We start from the raw sequence: 4,253 nt of genomic DNA, 5'->3' as shown, positions 1-4,253 counted from the left end.
TCTGATAGCTGATAGCTGATAGCTGATAGCTGATAGCTGATAGCTGATAGCTGATAGCTGATAGCTGATAGCTGATAGCTGATAGCTGATAGCTGATAGCTGATAGCTAATAGCTGAATGCTTACGTTATTTTTTAACGTTTCTTGATCCAGATCAATTTAGAAAAAGAACCAGGAGTTGGGTCTGAGTTTTCGATTTAGGAGCAGTTTATTAAATTTTGTTAAGCACTATTGGCTTAAATCCACTAACATAGAACAGAATTAGAGAAAATGGCTAATTAGAGAAATTCAGAAAGTATCATGAAATACGGAATTGATATTGGTCACAACTTGCCCGCTGATACAGGAGCTCAAGGTATCAGAGTAGAAGATGAAATGACTAGGGACGTCGGAACGAGAGTAATTTCAAAATTGAGAGACTTGGGACATCAGGTAGTTGAATGCAAGCCTAAAAGTGCGAGTACTTTAGGCAGCTCGCTGCGGCAACGGTGCAATATTGCCAATGCTAATCGAGTTGATCAGTTTGTTTCAATTCATTTTAATGGGTTTAATGGCCAAGCTAATGGAACAGAAGTATTTGCGATTAGTAATACTGCCAAAAAAATTGCCCAGCCAGTTTTAGAAAAAATAGTCGAGTTGGGTTACTTCAATAGAAAGGTTAAAAATGGCTCTCATTTATATGTCCTCCGATATACCAATATGCCAGCAATTCTGATCGAAAGCTGCTTTTGTGATTCCCAAAAAGATATGGCACTCTACGATCCAGAAGCATTGGCTAATGCAATTGTTAAAGGATTAACTGGAGAAGAGCCACCAACTACTAAATCTTCCTCCGAAGATAATGTTCTAGAATTACAAAAAGCTCTCAATCGCTTAAAAATTAAAAGTCCTGCTGGTAAGCCATTAGTAGAAAATGGCTCCCTTGATCAGGCGACTATAGCAGCAATAAAAACATTTCAAGCTATTGTAGGAATTAACCAAACTGGAATTGGTGACTCGACCACATGGAAGACTATTAATCAGATTCTTGAGCAACCCATACTTAGACCTAATCATGCTGGAGGTACCACAGTAAAATATCTCCAACGTCGGGTGGGAACTCAGGCAGATGGTATTTTTGGTTCAGGCACCGCAAGTGCTGTGATCAGATTTCAGAAACAACAAGGTTTAACGGCTGATGGTATTGTTGGAGCACAAACTTGGAGTCAATTGATTGACTAGCAAGGCTTTGAGGGACGTTTAGCATTGAACAGGTGCGACCCGTGGCGAATTTAATTCGCTTACGGAAAGCGCACCTCAAGCAGTTGCCTCACGTCTCACCGTCTCACCCGATCGGGAAGTGTGAGATTAATGGGGGATAGGAATTATATTATAATAATTATATTACCTCAAGATAATACCAATATTACTCGTTATTAGTATAGTTTTCCGTTAATAGGATAAGATAGTCTAATGCTCCATATAATCGGGACAATTTATCAATCGTAAAATTCTCGATATTTTGAGTAAAAATGTCCCTTTGTAATCGTCCAAACTGCCATAAATTACCATCAGTAACTATGCCATAAACAGGACGTTGAACATCTTGATTGATTTTTTGGGAAGCTACCAACTCGGCAAGGCATTGCCCCCAACCTTGTTGAAAATCATTTTTCTTTGCTTCGATAAGCGATGCAGCGCGGTCTTGGGGGTTTCCCCCATGAGCGACTGCATCAAGAATAATAAGCAGTGGCTTTTCTAAAACCGTTTTCCCTAATTCCGATTTTGTCGAAAATATATAGTCAGGAGTCCCTGATAGAACTTGGTCATAGAAGATGCTTTTTTGAATCCAGAAAGAATAGATTTTATAGTATTTTTTATAGAGTTCTCGCAACAATGGTGAAATGATAATTTCACTCCGGGAGGCTTCCGAGCTGAATACATCTATTGTTTCTTTATAAAACTCTAGGTCTTTCAAGAAAATTTCGGGTGGGTCAGTGTCTTGAGAAACGATAAAAGTTCCCTCTTCGTATTTAATTTGATAGTGTTTCTGTACATCAGCTATAGTTTTAAAGTCACTGAATGCCATAGTTAATCAGTCTCCTGATTGCGTCTAATTATATTTTAGAGACCAAACTATTTCGTTTTGAGATTGGAACAGATGTGCGGCTTAGCTAAGAGACTGTTGATAAAGAAAATTATAAAGTATATCTTAGAGGATATCTGAAAAGTTTTTTGATACTGAATTTTGCCCCCCTAGCCCCCCAACTTTGGGGGGAACAAGAGTCAATTTGCTTCTAAAAGTCCCCCAAAATTGGGGGACCAACGGGGGCTTGGATGTAGCAAATGAGACTTCTCAGACAACCTCTTAAGACGGCGATTATTCGCTGACTGTCATAGCACTTACGAAGTATAAAGTGCGATCGCTCTTAACGGTCAATAATAAGTATAAATACTTACCAATTACCGAAAATCAAGATTTGACTACAATTTAACCGTAAGCATTCACCAGTCAGCAGTCAGCTTATGCGCGTAGCCCATAGGCTGACCGCTGATAGCTGACTGGTTATAACTGGTAAATTATAACTGATAACTGATAGCTGATAACTGATAGCTGATAGCTAATAGCTTACAAATTAACTTATGAAAAAATCGATATTCAAAGAAAACCGCAAGTATACATTTAGTGACTATTTTGCGATGACCAATCCCACTGAGGAAATTGTTGGTGAGTTTGGTTACTCCTTTGGCATTGAATTAATTGACCTGCCTAAGTCTAGCAACTATGACCTAGATATCATTCAACAGCTCAACCATACTTACTACACCATTATTCCTAAAATCAGCCTTACCTCGGAAATTGCTAAACGGGAATTTCTGATTGCCCCACTAATCCTAGAAATTGCAAAGCTGCTCCCAGTTAAAGTCAATGTTGAGTATCCCCTAGACATTAACGATCAGCTAGGGGGAGCGCTAGACTACTTATTAAAAACTAGCCAAAATCTGATTATTATAGAAGCAAAAAAGAAAGATATTGATAGTGGCTTCAACCAGTTAGCAGCCGAACTAATTGCTTTAGATAAGTACGAAGATAGCGAATCTATTGAAATTATTTATGGTGCTGTGACTCTGGGGGATATTTGGAAATTTGGAACCCTTGATAGGAAACGGAAGCACATTGCCAAAACTATTCAAAGTCAGACTATTCCTAGAGATACAGAAGAAATATTCTCCATTTTGATTGGAATACTGAGCTTAAAACCAGACCAGACTTCAAATAAGCGGTAACCTATAATCTATAACCTTCAACCTATGGTCAATCGGGAGTAACCGATAATGATTATTGTCATTGACAACTACGACAGCTTTACTTACAACTTAGTACAGTACCTAGGAGAATTGGGTACCCAATTACCTGTGGCATCAGAGATTCAGGTCTATCGCAATGATAAAATTGATTTACAGAAAATCCGCCAGCTCAACCCAGATGGGGTAGTGATTTCTCCAGGACCAGGGCGTCCTGAAGATGCTGGGATATCAGGTGCTATCTACAATTTGGGGTCAACTCTACCCATTCTAGGGGTTTGCTTGGGTCATCAAGCCTTGGGTCAGGTATTTGGGGGGAAAATTGTTTCGGCACCAGTATTGATGCATGGCAAAACCTCAGAAATTCATCACACTGGGGTTGGGGTTTTTCGGGGATTACCCAATCCTTTCACAGCGACTCGATACCATAGCTTAGTTATTGACCGTAGCAGCTGTCCTGATGTCTTGGAAATCACGGCTTGGGTGGATGATGGCACAATTATGGGAGTTAGACATCGGAACTATCCCCACCTCGAAGGCGTCCAATTTCATCCAGAGAGTATTTTGACCTCTTCTGGTAAGCAACTTCTAAAAAACTTCTTAGAATCGCTGCCAGCATCTGCTACTCTCTCTATATCTCCCTGAAAATAAACTTGTTTCCAAGAAACCATGAAACGGCGACAGTTGATGCGCTATGTGAGTGCGGGTGTACTCACAACTCTTTCAACCGGCTTAGCTTCTGGACTCAGTTCTTACCAAGCACAGCCATCACGCAATGTATTGACAGTAAAGTGGCTTGGTCATACCTGCTTTTTATTTACTGGGGGTGGTGTGCGAGTTTTAGTCAACCCATTCCAAACCATTGGGTGTACCGCTAAATACAACTCACCAAAAGTAGAGGCAGATTTAGTCCTAATCAGTAGCCTACTACTAGATGAAGGAGCAGCGGAAGGGATACCGGGGAGTCCC

5 protein-coding genes are annotated in these 4,253 nt (G+C 40.1%); 4 read left to right on the top strand and 1 reads right to left on the bottom strand.

Annotation, left to right across the window (positions count from 1 at the left end; genetic code table 11):
- Positions 1-299: 299 nt before the first annotated feature.
- Positions 300-1,220 carry an N-acetylmuramoyl-L-alanine amidase gene (locus tag F6K20_RS26610; protein ID WP_008181337.1) on the top strand — a complete coding sequence of 307 codons (921 nt, stop codon included), beginning with the start codon at positions 300-302 and terminating at the stop codon, positions 1,218-1,220.
- 184 nt (positions 1,221-1,404) lie between these two features.
- Here the strand turns inward: F6K20_RS26610 and F6K20_RS26605 are convergent, their stop codons facing one another.
- Complete coding sequence (locus F6K20_RS26605; protein WP_008181339.1) at positions 1,405-2,067, bottom strand: hypothetical protein; 663 nt, start codon at positions 2,065-2,067, stop codon at positions 1,405-1,407.
- A gap of 554 nt (positions 2,068-2,621) precedes the next feature.
- On the opposite strand from F6K20_RS26605, the gene F6K20_RS26600 reads away from it, so the two are divergent.
- The 3 genes from F6K20_RS26600 to F6K20_RS26590 form a co-directional block, all read left to right on the top strand.
- A complete protein-coding gene (locus F6K20_RS26600; protein ID WP_008181341.1) occupies positions 2,622-3,266 on the top strand; it encodes a hypothetical protein in 645 nt (214 codons plus the stop codon).
- Between the two features lie 48 nt (positions 3,267-3,314).
- Positions 3,315-3,929 carry an anthranilate synthase component II gene (locus tag F6K20_RS26595; protein WP_071103656.1) on the top strand — a complete coding sequence of 205 codons (615 nt, stop codon included), beginning with the start codon at positions 3,315-3,317 and terminating at the stop codon, positions 3,927-3,929.
- A gap of 24 nt (positions 3,930-3,953) precedes the next feature.
- A partial coding sequence (locus F6K20_RS26590) for an MBL fold metallo-hydrolase (protein WP_287296633.1) occupies positions 3,954-4,253 on the top strand: 300 nt, incomplete at its 3' end.

Origin of the sequence: Moorena sp. SIO2C4, from assembly GCF_010672485.1 — a bacterium.
GTDB classification, from domain to species: domain Bacteria; phylum Cyanobacteriota; class Cyanobacteriia; order Cyanobacteriales; family Coleofasciculaceae; genus Moorena; species Moorena producens.
Note: the sequence above shows the minus strand (reverse complement) of the source record. Positions and strands in the feature narration are given on the sequence as shown.

What these genes read in the sequence shown, in the direction of transcription:
- F6K20_RS26610 (WP_008181337.1), top strand. Translation starts at nt 300, where the DNA reads ATGAAATACGGAATTGATATTGGTCACAACTTGCCCGCTGATACAGGA.
- F6K20_RS26595 (WP_071103656.1), top strand. Translation starts at nt 3,315, where the DNA reads ATGATTATTGTCATTGACAACTACGACAGCTTTACTTACAACTTAGTA.
- F6K20_RS26600 (WP_008181341.1), top strand. Translation starts at nt 2,622, where the DNA reads ATGAAAAAATCGATATTCAAAGAAAACCGCAAGTATACATTTAGTGAC.
- F6K20_RS26605 (WP_008181339.1), bottom strand. Translation starts at nt 2,067, where the DNA reads ATGGCATTCAGTGACTTTAAAACTATAGCTGATGTACAGAAACACTAT.